General features: G+C 71.0%; 12 protein-coding genes. 7 read left to right on the plus strand and 5 right to left on the minus strand.

The features are described from left to right. Positions 1 to 65 precede the first annotated feature (65 nt). Together ddaH and rocD are read left to right on the plus strand one after the other, a co-directional pair. A complete protein-coding gene (gene ddaH / locus S1361_RS06805; protein WP_208030938.1) occupies positions 66 to 875 on the plus strand; it encodes a dimethylargininase in 810 nt (269 codons plus the stop codon). Then, the gene (gene rocD / locus S1361_RS06810) at positions 875 to 2,092 is read left to right on the plus strand and encodes an ornithine--oxo-acid transaminase (protein ID WP_208030939.1); all 1,218 of its coding nucleotides are present in this window, start codon (positions 875 to 877) and stop codon (positions 2,090 to 2,092) included. Before ddaH ends, rocD begins: the two co-directional genes overlap by 1 nt. A 52-nt stretch (positions 2,093 to 2,144) precedes the next feature. Here rocD and S1361_RS06815 read toward each other — a convergent pair whose 3' ends face one another. The 3 genes from S1361_RS06815 to S1361_RS39040 form a co-directional block, all read right to left on the minus strand. Then, positions 2,145 to 2,789 carry a DUF305 domain-containing protein gene (locus tag S1361_RS06815; protein WP_208030940.1) on the minus strand — a complete coding sequence of 215 codons (645 nt, stop codon included), beginning with the start codon at positions 2,787 to 2,789 and terminating at the stop codon, positions 2,145 to 2,147. Positions 2,790 to 2,882: 93 nt separating this feature from the next. Next, entirely contained in the window at positions 2,883 to 3,284 is a 402-nt protein-coding gene (locus S1361_RS06820; RefSeq protein WP_208030941.1) for a DUF6153 family protein, read from the minus strand. Between the two features lie 126 nt (positions 3,285 to 3,410). Continuing rightward, positions 3,411 to 5,279 (minus strand): DNA/RNA non-specific endonuclease, encoded by a 1,869-nt coding sequence (locus S1361_RS39040; RefSeq protein WP_243769108.1) that lies wholly within the window; start codon positions 5,277 to 5,279, stop codon positions 3,411 to 3,413. 521 nt (positions 5,280 to 5,800) lie between these two features. Here S1361_RS39040 and S1361_RS06830 point away from each other — a divergent pair. Genes S1361_RS06830 through S1361_RS06840 form a run of 3 tightly spaced genes read left to right on the plus strand, consistent with a single transcriptional unit; the run spans position 5,801 to position 9,116 of the window. Continuing rightward, complete coding sequence (locus S1361_RS06830) at positions 5,801 to 6,445, plus strand: vWA domain-containing protein (RefSeq protein ID WP_243769109.1); 645 nt, start codon at positions 5,801 to 5,803, stop codon at positions 6,443 to 6,445. Beyond that, a complete protein-coding gene (locus S1361_RS06835) occupies positions 6,445 to 7,392 on the plus strand; it encodes a protein phosphatase 2C domain-containing protein (protein ID WP_208030943.1) in 948 nt (315 codons plus the stop codon). The genes S1361_RS06830 and S1361_RS06835 overlap by 1 nt, the downstream gene beginning before the upstream one ends. Then, a complete protein-coding gene (locus tag S1361_RS06840) occupies positions 7,389 to 9,116 on the plus strand; it encodes a protein kinase family protein (RefSeq protein WP_208030944.1) in 1,728 nt (575 codons plus the stop codon). Before S1361_RS06835 ends, S1361_RS06840 begins: the two co-directional genes overlap by 4 nt. 21 nt (positions 9,117 to 9,137) lie before the next feature. Here the strand turns inward: S1361_RS06840 and S1361_RS06845 are convergent, their stop codons facing one another. Together S1361_RS06845 and S1361_RS06850 are read right to left on the minus strand one after the other, a co-directional pair. Beyond that, positions 9,138 to 9,509, minus strand: a complete 372-nt coding sequence (locus S1361_RS06845) for a hypothetical protein (protein ID WP_208030945.1) — start codon at positions 9,507 to 9,509, stop codon at positions 9,138 to 9,140. A 49-nt stretch (positions 9,510 to 9,558) separates the two neighbouring features. Next, entirely contained in the window at positions 9,559 to 11,043 is a 1,485-nt protein-coding gene (locus tag S1361_RS06850; protein WP_208030946.1) for a zinc ribbon domain-containing protein, read from the minus strand. A 436-nt stretch (positions 11,044 to 11,479) separates the two neighbouring features. Between S1361_RS06850 and S1361_RS06855 the strand changes: the two genes are divergently transcribed. After that, positions 11,480 to 12,202, plus strand: coding sequence for a lysophospholipid acyltransferase family protein (locus S1361_RS06855; protein ID WP_208030947.1), 723 nt, complete (start codon positions 11,480 to 11,482; stop codon positions 12,200 to 12,202). Between the two features lie 70 nt (positions 12,203 to 12,272). Next, a complete protein-coding gene (locus S1361_RS06860; protein ID WP_208036505.1) occupies positions 12,273 to 13,283 on the plus strand; it encodes an NAD-dependent epimerase/dehydratase family protein in 1,011 nt (336 codons plus the stop codon). The last annotated feature ends 48 nt before the right edge of the window (positions 13,284 to 13,331 follow it).

The following is a 13,331-nucleotide window of genomic DNA, read 5'->3' on the forward strand; positions in this document are numbered from 1 at the left end:
ACTTCCTCCCTTCCTACCGTGGTGTCACCCCTCAGTGACACACAGGAAAGCGGAGGAAACCCTCTGTGTCCGACAGTCGTGTGCCGCGTCCACGGCGCTTTCTCGTCTGTGAACCCAGACACTTCGCCGTCCAGTACGCGATCAATCCCTGGATGAATCCCGACCGTCCCGTCGACCTGGACCTGGCCCAGGAGCAGTGGCAGGCGCTGATCCGCGCCTACCGGACCCACGGTCACACCGTCGACGCCGTAGAGCCGGTCCCCGGCCTGCCGGACATGGTGTTCGCGGCGAACGCGGCGTTCGTCGTCGGCGGCCGGGTGTTCGGCTCCCTGTTCCACGCTCCGGAGCGGCGCCCGGAGTCGGTCCACTACGACACCTGGTTCAAGGCGGCCGGCTACGACGTCTACCGGCCGGAGTCGGTGACGGAGGGAGAGGGGGACCTGGTGTGGACGGGCCGGTACGTGCTCGCCGGCACCGGGTTCCGCACCACCCGCGAGGCGCACCGGGAGGCGCAGGAGTTCCTCGGCCACCCGGTGATCGGCCTGACCCTGGTGGACCCGTACTTCTACCACCTGGACACGGCGCTGTTCGTCCTGGACGACGACAACATCTGCTACTACCCGGAGGCGTTCTCGCCGGGCAGCCGGGAGGTCCTCAAGCGGCTGTACCCGGACGCGGTGCTCGCCACCCGCGAGGACGCGCTGGCGTTCGGCCTCAACTCCGTCTCCGACGGCCGGCACGTCTTCATCGCGCCCCGCGCCGAGGCGCTCGCCGAACGCCTCGCCGACCACGGTTACGTCCCCGTCCCCGTCGACCTGTCCGAGTTCCACAAGGCCGGCGGCGGCATCAAGTGCTGCACCCAGGAGATCCGCTGATGACTGCACCCGCGCGCACCCGTACGTCCGACGACCTGATCCGCGCGGAGGAGCCGGTTCTCGCGCACAACTACCACCCGCTGCCCGTGGTCGTGGCCCGGGCCGAGGGCACCTGGGTGGAGGACGTCGAGGGCAACCGCTACCTCGACCTGCTGGCCGGCTACTCGGCCCTCAACTTCGGCCACCGGCACCCCGCGCTCGTCGAGGCGGCGCACCGCCAGCTCGACCAGCTGACGCTGACCTCCCGCGCCTTCCACAACGACCGGCTCGCGGAGTTCGCCGAGCGGCTGACGCAGCTGACCGGCCTGGACATGGTGCTGCCGATGAACACCGGCGCGGAGGCGGTGGAGAGCGGCATCAAGGTGGCCCGCAAGTGGGCGTACGACGTGAAGGGCGTCCCGGCCGGGCAGGCGACGATCGTGGTCGCGGCGGAGAACTTCCACGGCCGGACGACGACCATCGTCAGCTTCTCCACGGACGAGACGGCCCGCGCCGGCTTCGGGCCGTTCACGCCGGGCTTCAGGGTCGTGCCGTACAACGACCTGGCCGCGCTGGAGGCGGCGGTCGACGAGACGACGGCGGCGGTGCTGATCGAGCCCATCCAGGGCGAGGCCGGTGTCATCATCCCGGACGACGGCTACCTCGCCGGGGTGCGCGAACTGACCCGCCGCAAGGGCTGCCTGTTCATCGCGGACGAGATCCAGTCGGGCCTCGGCCGCACGGGCCGTACCCTCGCCGTCGAGCACGAGGACGTCGTCCCGGACATGCTGCTGCTCGGCAAGGCGCTGGGCGGCGGCATCGTGCCGGTGTCGGCGGTGGTGGCCCGGCGCGAGGTGCTGGGCGTGCTGCACCCGGGCGAGCACGGCTCGACGTTCGGCGGCAACCCGCTCGCGGCGGCGGTCGGCACGGCCGTGGTCGAGCTGCTGGAGACCGGCGAGTTCCAGCGCCGGGCGGCCGAGCTGGGTGTGATCCTGCGGGACGGGCTGACCGAGCTGGTCGGCAAGGGCGTGACCGGGTTCCGCTCGCGCGGGCTGTGGGCCGGCGTGGACGTCGACCCGGCGCTCGGCACCGGCCGCGAGATCAGTGAGCGCCTGATGCGCGAGGGCGTCCTGGTCAAGGACACCCATGGCTCCACGATCCGGCTGGCGCCGCCGCTGACCATCACGGCGGAGGAGCTGCGGTCCGCCCTGGCGGCGCTGGAGAAGGTGCTGGGCTGAGGGACGGGCGGGCGGGGGCCGGTGGCGGCACCGGCCCCCGCCCGCCGTGCCGTCACCGGCTGCCGAGGAGCTGCTTCATCTCCTTGATCTCGGCGTTCTGCGCGGTGACGATGGCGTCCGCCATGGTCTTGGCGGGGCCGTACTCGCCCTTCGCCTTCTCGGTGGTGGCCATCTCGACGGCGCCCTCATGGTGGTCGACCATCATCGACAGGAACCTGGTGTCGAAGTCCTTGCCGGTGGCCTTCTTCAGGGCCGTCATGCCGGCTTCGCTCATCATCCCGGACATGCCGGGCATCCCGGTGTGGCCGGAGTGGCCCATGCCGGCCATGGGGACGTCCTCGCCCCAGGACGTCAGCCAGCCGGTCATGGTGCGGATCTCCGGGTCCTGGGCCTTCTCGATGCGCGAGGCGAGGTCCTTCACCCGGGCCGAGGCGGCCCGGCCGGCGGCGAGCCTCGCCATCTCCAGGGCCTGCTGGTGGTGCGGGATCATGCCCTGCGCGAAGGAGACGTCCTGGGCGTTGTGCGCGGCGGCCGACGCGCTCCGAGTGGCCGGCGCGCCCGCGGTGGCGGAGGAGCCGTGGCCGGTGTGGCCGGCCCCGGTGCCGTCGTTGTCGCCGCCGCAGGCGGCCAGGACGAGGGCTCCGGTCACGGCGACCGCGGCGAGGGCGGCACGGCGCGTCAGGGTACGGATGGTCATACGGGGAACTCCTGCTGTTCTGAGGGGATTTCGGGCACGCGTGCGCACAACCGCGGCACCTGCGCCGTGGCAGGGCGGCGGCCGGGGCGGCCTCTAGATCCGCAGGACTTGGAGTTCCGCCAGATCGGGCGGGGCGCGGGCGCCGTCCGGGGCGGTGGCCGGACCGGGGCACGGGCGGGGGGCCGGTGCGACGACGGCCACCGGGTCCGGGGCCGGCGCGGGCAGCTGCGGGCCGCCGTCCAGCGCGCCCGAGGCACAGCTGGGGTCGGCGTGGTGCAGCCGGTGGCCGCCGCAGTGACCGGCACCGTCCGGGCAGTCGTCCGGCGCGGTGACGCTCACCGCAGTGTGCGCGGCCGGGGCGTGTCCGGCGTGTGCGATGCCCCCGCCGGGTGCCAGGGCGTGCATGCCGAGCAGCCCGGCCAGCAGGGCGACCACGAGCAGCGCGCGGTGCCGCCGCCGGGGCGGTCGCTGGGCGTGTGCTCGGGTGCCGGTCATCGGGGACATCGTACGAGGGCCGGATGCGGCCGGCGTGCGGGGGCACGCCGGGGTGCGGCCGGTGGGCCGAGGCCGAGCCACTCCTTCGGGCGGCGGGGTCGCAGCGGACGAGGGACGCGGTCGGCCTCAGTCGCCCAGGTTCGTCAGGGTGCCGCCGGCCGACTCCACCACGTTCAGGACCGATCGCGAGACGACCTCGTTCGGGAACCCGTCAGGGGTGTAGGCGATGGCGATCATCACGAACCCCTTGGGAATGCTGCTCCGGGCCGACGCGAAGAACGGCTCCACCAGGTAGCGGACGCTACCGGACGGTTGGCGTGCGAGTTCCTCGGCCACCTGGTTCTCGAACGCCGACATCCCGAGTGGGCCGTTGTTGGTGACGAGCTGGCCGCACGGGCTCAGATTGGCCGCCAGTTTGTTCGACCCTCCGAAGCGTGCCGCGACGATGTGACAGCGCGCCAGATCCGCCTCGGGCTCCCGGCCGAGGCTGCGCACCTTCGCCTGGGCCTCCCGATAGCCGACCGGGTCGGTCTTGGCTTCCCTGCTGCTGTTGTTGGGTGGGTTCTTCAGGCAGGCCTGACCGGTTTCGCTGCGGTGATTGGTGCCGAGGGTGTTGAGGATCCAGCCGGCACCGTTGTCGACCGCCTTGTCCGGGCGGGAACGGGTGCAGTCCCGAGCCTCGTCGTCGTCCTGGGCCGGCGCCGCCCGTTCGACCACATCGGCCGGGGCCGGTGCTTCCCGGGTCAGTTCCTCTTCCTGCTCCAGCGCCTGCTGTACGGCCGCCACGTCCACCTGTGCCAGGACGCGGACGTAGGTGTCGGCGGTGTAATGGAGGTCGAAGGGAACGGGCGTCCCGCCCTGGGCCCGGGACTCGGACTCCGCCTGCTGCTTCTTCTCGGCCTCCCGTTCGGCGAAGACCGCGCCGGCGTCCGCGGCACTGCAGGTGATGTCGCCGGTGCTGTCAAGCGGCAGTTCCTCGGTGGCGGTGCAGGTGCCGGCCGGCCGGCCCTCGATCGTCACTGTCGCCGTCAGCTCGACGGTCACCCGTCCGCTGGTGATCCGCTTCCTGGCTTCGCGGCTGGGGAACACACCGGTGATGTGGCTGCCCACCTCGCATCCGGTGGCGGAGCAGCTCACCTGCGGTTGCTCCTCCAGACGTGCCGTGACGCCGGCATCCAGGGCACCCGACAACTGCGCGGTGCGGGCCCGGATCTCACTCCTCAGGGCTCTGCTCTCCGGTCCGGACAACGCGGATGTCGTGAAGGCCCCGGGAGGCGGTGCGCTCGCCCGGGCGGCGAGGCGGCTCGCGGCGGCCGGCTCGTGCGCGACGGCCTGTTGCATGGCGGCTCGCGTGAGGCTCTGCCCGGTCCTCGGGGAGGTCCGCGGTACGAATTCCAGGAAGCGGTGGGGGCGCGCCTTCGAGACGTACACATCGCCCTGGGCGGTGGCGGCCCTCAGCGCGGGCACGCCGTCGACACTCACGGGCGTGGCCTCGGGGTCCGGCAGGGTCGTGCTCGCGCTGTCGACCGCTTTGAGCAGTGCGTTCGCCAGCGTCGTGGGGCTCATTCCGGCGCGGGGTGTCGCACCGCTCGCGGCATCGGCCTTCGCGGCCCCGGCCACCCACCTGCCCGCGAGATCCGTCCGGCCGTCCGCACCACCGAGAGCGGCGGGCAGGGGGTCGGGCATCTTGACGTAGGTGGTCCCGCCCACGGTCAGCGTCTGGACACGGGTCCCGGCGTACGGTGCCTCGCCGAGCGCCTCACCGGTGGTGGTGACCCGTGCCTCCGTCCAGCCGGCCCCGTCGGTCGCCGTGCGGTACCGCACGCCCTGCTGGAGGGCCAGGTCCACCAGGGCGGTGGCGAACGGCGCCCGGCGATCGGTGGGCGACGTCCCGGAGCCGCGCCAGGTCAGCAGTGCCGCAACGAGGGCGGCGACCGCGGCGAACGCCACGAGCACGACCCAGCGGCCGGTGCCGTGCGTGAGCACGGTGGCCACGGAGGTGCCGGTCCCGTACCCCGGCCGGTGCGATGGTCCGGGTGGCGGTCCCGGGGCCGGTCCGGGCCCCGGCGACAGCGGTGGTGCGGACTGCGGCGCCGCCGGACCGGACCACGTCGATCCCCTCGTCCCGGCCGGAGGCGGCGGTCCACCCGTGCCCGGTGGAGACTTCGCACCCGTGGCGGCCCCGGTCGGCCCGCCTCGACCGGCAGCTCCGCCTGCTCCGGACCGGGTGGGTGGCAGCGGCACGGGCCGCCCCTGGGGCGGTGGCACGGCGCGGGGTGTCTGCTGCCAGGTGGGCAGCTTCGGCCCGTCGGATTCGTTGCTCCAGGAGTGATTCCCCACCGAAACTCCACCCCGTATCGCTAGCCTATGCACCCATCGCCGGAACATACTTCAACTCGCGTGGTACTTATAGGAGTTCACCCAACCCGACACACTTCCGGCACCGCACGGCACACCACACAACGGGGAGACCGAACCCAATGGCGGAGACCAGGGGCGTACTGCTGCCGGCCTATGTGCTGGCCGACGAGTCGCAGTCGATGGGACCGTACCGGCAGGACTTGTCGAATGGCCTGGTGTCGTTGTGCGAAGGCCTTCGGGCGGAGCCGATGATCGCGGCCAAGCTCCGGCTGGCCGTGCTCGGGTTCTCCGATGACGTGCAGGTGCGCCTCGCGGTGGCCGACATGCGTACCGAGACCAGCCTGCCCCGGGTCAGCATCCGGGGCCTGACCAACTACGAAGCGGTGTTCGACGATCTGCTGGACCGGATTCCGTCCGACGTCCAGTGGCTGCGCGGTGAAGGGTACAAGGTGCACCGTCCGGTGGTGTTCTTCCTGAGCGACGGGCAGCCCACCGACGGTGGGGCCTGGCGTCAGCCCCATGCCAGGCTGACGGACCGGGCCACCACGCCGGCCGCACCGAACATCGTGGCCTGCGGCATCGGCGATGCCCAGGCGCACACGATGGTCGAGGTCGCGACGCGCGAGGAGTTCGCCTTCGTCGCCAAGCCGGGGACCGACATCGGCCGTGCCATCGCCGAGTTCTTCCATGCGCTCACCGCGAGCCTGGTCGCCTCGGGACAGGCACTGAACTCGGGCAGTCCGCAGCTGGTGGTGAACCGGCCGGACCAGTTCACCATGGCGATCGACGAGGTGGGCTAGTGAGGTTCGCGAGCGGCGGCGAGCCCGCGGCATCGGGGGTCGCTCCCGTGGCCGCGCCGGGGCCCGCGCCCTGGCAACGGGTCGCGGTGGGGGTGCCCGGCCCCGAGTTCGAGGCACGGCCGCCCGGCCAGTACGACTTCGACTTTCCCGACACCGAATGTGACGGTTGGTCAACCGACCTGTTGTCACTGCGCTTTGCCTCGGTGCGTGGCGCCAAACACCGGTACTACCGCCAGCCGCGACAGGATGCCGCGCGTGCCGCGGTGCACGGGCCCACGGGCCATGTCGTCTTCGCAGTGGCCGACGGCGTCTCCAGTGCCGCGAACTCCGAGCTCGGCGCCGTCGAGGCATGCCGGGCCTCCATCGAAATGCTGCTCCACCAGCTCTCGCAGGACGACAGCGGCTTGTCCTTTCAGGATGTGGCCCGCCATGCCGCCGAGCGACTGCGGCAGCTCGCCCAGTGGCGTCTGAACGGCAAGGAGCCCGAGCCGAGCGAGGTGGCGGGCCTGTACGCGACGACGCTCGTAGCCGGCGTGGTGCGCGCCCATCCTGCGGGGCCCGTGACCGAGGTCTTCCGTATCGGGGACTCGGGAGCCTGGGTCCTGGACCCACCCAGCTCGCGGTATCAGCCGCTGTTCGGCTCGAAGACCGCCTCCGATGCGCTGGTGGTGTCGAACGAGGTGACGCCGCTGCCCCATGTCCCCGATGCGCTGGAACACACCAGCGCAACTCTGGACTCCGGTCAGGTGCTGCTGATCGGCACGGACGGTTTCGGGGATCCGCTCGGCGACGGTGACGGCCAGGTCGGTGCTCTGTTCGCCCGCCATCTCGCCTCCCCGCCGCCCACGCTGTGGCTGGCACACCTGCTGGACTTCTCCCGGGAGACCTTCGACGACGACCGCACCCTGCTGGCCGTCTGGCCACGCGCCGCGACGGAGCCACGATGACCCCCAAGCCGTTACCGGTGGTCGAACGCGGCACGCTCGCCCTGGGGCGCCAGTTGGGCCAAGGCGGCCAGGGCACGGTCCATCAGGTGACCAACAAGAAGATCAACGAGGCCGAGAACGGCGGCTGGGACGTGGCCTACAAGGAATACGCCACCGCCGTGCTGCCCGACCTCGACGCGGCCGCACTCGCATCGCAGGTGGGCCTGCTCGGCGAGTTGAGCGCCGATGAGGGCCGGTGGCTGTGCGACAGGACCGCCTGGCCCGCGGCGGTGGTCGAACGACAGGGCCAGGCCTGCGGTTTCCTCATGCGTGCCGTGCCCGACCCCTTCCGCTTCGCCTTCCGGAGCCTGGCCGGCACGTCCACCGGAACCAAGCGCCTGGCCAACCTGGAATACCTGCTCAACGACGATGCGTACGTCGCAGGGATCGGCCTGACCATCAGCGAACGCGACCGGCTGGAGATCCTGGCCGACCTGGCGGCCACCCTCACGCACCTGCACCGCCTCGGCATCACGGTCGGCGACCTCTCACCCAAGAACCTGCTCTTCACCACAGCCCCCCAGCCTCAGTGCTTCCTCATCGACTGTGACGCCATGCGCGTGCGGGGCGCCACCGTGCTGCCCCAGGCCGAGACACCCGACTGGCAGGTCCTCGCAGGCGAGGAGAAGGCCACCCGCGCCAGTGACGTGTACAAGCTCGCGCTGCTCGCCATCCGGCTCTTCGCCCGCGATCAGACCACCACCGACCCCGCCGCCCTGACCGCGCTCAGCCCGGCACTCGGCGACCTCGCCCGCGCCGGCCTCAACCCCGACGCGGCCCGCAGACCGACCCCGGCCGCATGGACCGAGCAACTCCGCGCGGCCGCCCCCACCGCGTCGACCGTCCCGGCCAAGGCGCCTGGTGTCCGAGGCAGGGCCCACCACGGGCCCCGGACATCCTCACCCGGCAGCCCCGGCGGAGGGAGCCCGACGGGGTCCGTGCGGGGTCCGGCGGGAAACCCCACCGGTGTCAACGGATCCGTGCTCACGGGACTCGCTGCCGTTGTCGCCGTGATCGTGATCATCGTCGCGTTCGTGGCCACGCACTCGGACGGCGGTTCCAGCTCCGCGTCGAACAGTTCACCCCAGCCCACCGTCTCCTGGGACGACACCAGCGAGACGTCGGAGGACCCGAGCGTCGGCTCCTACGGCGACGCGAGCAGCAGCGACAGTGGCGGCGCGGCGGCGGCCGACCCCAGCACCACTCCCCCCAGCGCGGAGGACCTGGCATTCAGCGAGGTTTCCCGCGGCGACTGCCTCAGTGACTACTACCAGGACGGGTCCTGGTCCTCCTCGACGCCGACGACGACCAGTTGCTCCGACACCGACGCCTACTTCCGTGTCACGTCGATCGAGGACGGCACCTGCACCTCCGACGACATGACCTGGTACCACAGCAACAGCGACTACTCCGACACCAATCTCTGTCTCGATCGCAACTACGTGACCGGCCAGTGCATGTTCGCAGAGGCCGACGGCGAGAAGCTCTCGATGTACTTCAACGCCACCACTCCCTGCGACGCCAACATCCCCGACAAGTACCAGTACACCGTCCGGCTCACGAACGTGTTCCCCGGCGGCGCTCCCGACGACGCCTGCGGGAACGACCGCCTCTGGAAACCCGGCGACGGAACCGTGCTGTGCGGGAAGGCCATCTGGAAGAAGCACGGCCTTCGCGACATGTAGGCCACACTCGGGCCGGCCCGGCTACAACCTGTGGATGGCCTGCTGGATCGTCGTGGCCAGGGAGGTCAGCGCCGTGACCCCCGGCACCGCGTCCACGAGTGCCCGCGAGAACAGCTTCAGCTTGCCCACACGCGGTGCCTCCGAGTCGAGTTCCTCGCGCGCGTCCTGTGCGGCCTCGATCAGGTCGGCGGAGCCGGGATGCTCGGACCGGCGCAGCTCCTCGATCAGTTGGGCGAGCAGGTCGCCGATCTCCTGAGGCGTGAGCCTCCGGTCCTCCTCGGACCGTGCGGGGCCACTGTCCCGGACGTCGGCCTTCGCGTTCGCGCCGCTGGCGACGGCGTTCCCGGCGACATGTGAACCGCCGGTCGCGGTGATCCCGTAATTGCTGTTCATTCCGTTCCTCCATACCTTCTCTTCCGGGGCGCCCGCACCTGTCCTGACATCAGTCCGTGTTCACCAGCGGGATCTTGTTGAGCAGACGCATGGAGATGCGAGAGTGCGTTCCCGAGGCGATCGAGTTGGACGCCACCTGCGCCCCGCCCGTCGCGATGATGCCGTTGTTGACGATCAACTGCTGGCGCTGGACCAGTTCGCTCACGTCGATGCCTCGCGCCTCGGCGAATTCGATGAGCGCGTCCAGGGCACGTCTCTCGATCATCTTGAGGGCGAGGCCGCTGTCGGTCTTCTGGAAGTGGCGCTGATGACGGGTCGTGGCGGCCTGCTGACGCACGCCCCACCGTGCTCCGTAGTCGAACCGGCGCAGCGAGGTGATCTGCTTGTTCTGCCGCCGCACGCGCCACGTGATCCAATAGTCGGGGGAGAAGCCCGTGACCGCGCGTACCGGTGACGCCAGCAGGACGAACAGGGTGCTGGCCAGGGTCGCCGACAGCAGCTTCCCCACCTCGCGCAGGGAGGGCCGGGGCATGAGGGTGTCGATGATCCGGTAGCGGTCGTCCAGGGGGAACAACACCGTCTGAGCCGCTTCCACGCACAAGTTGGAGTCGGACCGGACGAAACGGAGGAAGAGCGAGGTGACCAGTTCACCGCCCCAGCCCGTGGAGTGCACGGCCAGATAGGGGCGGGCGCCTTCTTCGGGCGCACGCTTCAACTGATCCATCTGGGCCCGACCCACCCGTGGCACGGGCCTGCCGAGTGGGTCGGCAAGGAATCGGGGATCCCCCAGGACCGTCGATCCCTCGACGAAGAGCCGTTCCTCGATCTCCAGACAGGGCAGGGCCAGCGTGCCGAGGCGCCTGGCGACCTGGTCGTAGAGCTCCGTCACGTCGAAGTCCTGCGGAGTGCCTCCCAGTGGGCCCGGGGCAGTGACGTCGAATGTCAGGGACCATGTGTCGAGAGGGACCCCGTAACCGACGAAGGGGGAATAGCCGCTGTACACCGTGGTGTTTCCGCCGGCGTACGCACTGATCTGAGCGAGCCGGGTCGCGATGCCGGCGTTGCGCGGCGGGGGCGCGGCCGCCGGGTCGAACCGGTTCGGACGCAGACTCTGCAGGTGGCTGCCGTATCGGGTCGACAGTTCGAAGGCCAACACGGTCATCCAGGCCAGGAACAGCACCAGCATGGTGACCCCGGAGTCGTAGGCCCAAAAGAAGAAGAGCAGGGCGAGCACACACAGCGGGGTGAGCAGGAGGTCCCGCTGGTGGCGGCGCGCGTTGGCAGCGTAGGCGTGGCGGAGCACCACGGACACATCGCATGCCGGGGCCGCCCCCACCCCCAGGTGGGGTTCCGCGGCGATCTGCTTGATGAGCAGCTCGGCATACGCGCGATCCAGGTACGCGGCCGCGCACAGATATCTGGTGACGTCCTGGCCGCCGCCCCACCGGATCGCGGGGATCTGATGCTGTCCGCCGCCCCACGTGGTGGGTCCCGGAGCCGCGAGCGGCGCGGCGGCAGGCGGCTTGGTCCGCACGGCGGCCGGCTGCGGGGCGTTCAGGGGCGTACCGCACGCGCCGCAGCGCGTGGACCATGTCGCTGTGCCCCGACCGCATCCGGGGCATGCCGTCGTATGCGTCATCGCTCCCCCGTCCATAGACGACCCACGACAGTACGGTGCACCACACATACAGCACGGCGGTGTCGACATCGTCGCCTAACGCAATTCCGTTACAGAGCAGGCGTGTTGCGCATGTGCTCCACCCGGATCGGCCCTCGGACGCCTCCGCCACCGCAACCGCCGCGCGATCCCCACGCTGACCATCCATCAGCTGATGCGGCACCGGGCCAGCATGAGACCGGCCGAACATGGTTACAGATGAGCACAGGTACCCCGAGCCCATGCCCTGGGTACCTGTCTGACCTGGGGCGATACCGGTTCTCACGGGACCCGGTGAGAAGAGGAGCGAGCCGTGTTCTACTACCTGCTCAAGTACGTCTTCCTGGGTCCGCTGCTCAGACTGGTCTTCCGTCCGCGGATCGAAGGCCTGGAGCACGTGCCCGCGTCGGGGCCGGCGATCATCGCCGGGAACCACCTGTCCTTCTCCGACCACTTCCTGATGCCGGCGATCCTCAAGCGCCGCATCACCTTCCTCGCCAAGGCGGAGTACTTCACCGGGCCGGGGGTGAAGGGCCGGCTCACCGCGTTCTTCTTCCGCAGCGCCGGGCAGATCCCGGTGGACCGTTCGGGCAAGGAGGCGGGACAGGCCGCGATCCGCGAGGGCCTCGGAGTACTGCGCAAGGGTGAACTGCTCGGCATCTATCCGGAGGGCACCCGTTCGCACGACGGCAGGCTGTACAAGGGCAAGGTCGGGGTCGCCGTGATGGCCCTCAAGGCGGGGGTGCCGGTGGTGCCCTGCGCGATGATCGGCACGTTCGAGGCGCAGCCGCCCGGGAAGGTCGTCCCCAGGATCCGCCCGGTGACCATCCGCTTCGGCGCGCCCCTGGACTTCTCCCGCTACGCCGGCTTGGAGAACGAGAAGGCCGTGCTGCGGGCGGTCACCGACGAGATCGTCTACGCGATCCTGACGCTGTCCGGGCAGGAGTACGTCGACGAGTACGCGGCGGTGGTCAAGGAACGGCAGGTGGCGGAGCAGAACGCGAAGCGCAGGTTCCCGCGGGCGCCACTCGTCTGACCTCTGCCGTCGGCAGAAGGAAGACGTCACGGCGGAGCCCGGTGCCTAGGCTCGCCGCATGAGGACAGCTGTGGTGATCGGGGCGAGCGGGCAGATCGGGCGTCCGGTGGTGGAGGCGCTGGCGCGGGACGGGTGGGCGGTGACGGCCGCCTCGCGCGGCGGCGGCCGGGACACGGCGTGGGACGAGGGGGTGCGGACGGTCCGGCTGGACCGTGCCGACGACGCGGCCCTGGCCGCGGTGGTCGGCGACGGCTGCGACCTGGTGGTCGACGTGGTCGCCTACGACGCCGGGCACGCACGGCAGCTGACGGGTCTCACGGACCGGATCGGCTCGGCGGTGGTGATCTCCAGTGTGTCCGTGTACCAGGACGGGGCGGGGCGCGGTTTCGACACCCTGGGCGAGCCGGACGGCTTCCCGGACTATCCGGTGCCGGTGGCCGAGACACAGCCGACGGTCGCTCCCGGTGAGGCCACCTACAGCACCCGTAAGGTCGCCATGGAGCGTGAACTCCTCGCGGTGCGCAGCGAGTTGCCGGTGACGGTGCTGCGGGCGGGGGCCGTGCACGGGCCGTACAGCCCGCTGCCGCGCGAGCTGTACTTCGTGAAGCGGAATCTGGACGGGCGGCGTGACCGGGTGCTGGCCCACCGGGGCGAGAGCCGGTTCCACCCTTCGAGTGCCCGGAACATCGCCGAGCTGGTACGGCTGGCGGCGGCCCGGCCGGGCTCCCGGGTGCTCAACGCCTGTGACGGGGACGCGCCGACGGTCGCCGGCATCGGCGCGGCCATCGACGCCGTGATGGGGGTGGAGACCCGGACCGCGTACCTCGACGGGCCGCCGGCCGGTTCCGTCGGCCGGACTCCGTGGTCGGTGCCGCGGCCGGTGGTGTTCGACATGTCCGCCGCCGAGCGGGAACTGGGCTACCGGCCGGTGGTGTCGTACGCCGAGACCCTGCCGGAGACGGTGGAGTGGCTGACCGGTGCGCTGCGCGGGCGGGACTGGCGGGCGGCTTTCCCGCTCCTCGCGCAGGTCTATCCGGACCTGTTCGACTACGCGGCGGAGGACGCCTGGCGCACCGCTTAGCGGGGGCACGGCAGAGGGGCGGCCGGAAGAGTCCGGCCGCCCCTCGTC

Origin of the sequence: Streptomyces cyanogenus (genome assembly GCF_017526105.1) — a bacterium.
GTDB classification, from domain to species: domain Bacteria; phylum Actinomycetota; class Actinomycetes; order Streptomycetales; family Streptomycetaceae; genus Streptomyces; species Streptomyces cyanogenus.